At 47.4% G+C, this 483-nt stretch carries 2 tRNA genes; both read left to right on the top strand.

Features of this window, described 5'->3' with window-relative positions:
- The first annotated feature begins 118 nt into the window (after positions 1 to 118).
- Positions 119 to 195 (top strand) — tRNA-Ile (locus BHC62_RS03885).
- Between the two features lie 30 nt (positions 196 to 225).
- Positions 226 to 301, top strand: a tRNA-Ala gene (locus tag BHC62_RS03880).
- The last annotated feature ends 182 nt before the right edge of the window (positions 302 to 483 follow it).

The following is a 483-nucleotide window of genomic DNA, read 5'->3' as shown; positions in this document are numbered from 1 at the left end:
AGCCGTAGGGGAACCTGCGGCTGGATCACCTCCTTAATCGACGACATCAGCTGCTCCATAAGTTCCCACACGAATTGCTTGATTCATTGAAGAAGACGAAAAGAAGCAGCCCGAAATTGGGTCTGTAGCTCAGTTGGTTAGAGCGCACCCCTGATAAGGGTGAGGTCGGCAGTTCGAATCTGCCCAGACCCACCAATTTTGTGTGGGAAACGCCTGTAGAAATACGGGGCCATAGCTCAGCTGGGAGAGCGCCTGCCTTGCACGCAGGAGGTCAACGGTTCGATCCCGTTTGGCTCCACCACTACTGCTTCTGTTTGTATAAAGCTTAGAAATGAGCATTCCATCGTTGTGATGGTGAATGTTGATTTCTAGTCTTTGACTAGTTCGTTCTTTAAAAATTTGGGTATGTGATAGAAAGATAGACTGAACGTTACTTTCACTGGTAACGGATCAGGCTAAGGTAAAATTTGTGAGTTCTCTTAG

The sequence above is a fragment of the Pseudomonas sp. 06C 126 genome, assembly GCF_001855215.1.
GTDB lineage: Bacteria > Pseudomonadota > Gammaproteobacteria > Pseudomonadales > Pseudomonadaceae > Aquipseudomonas > Aquipseudomonas proteolytica.
The sequence above is the reverse complement of the archived record's forward strand: the minus strand, read 5'-3'. Positions and strand labels throughout refer to the sequence as shown.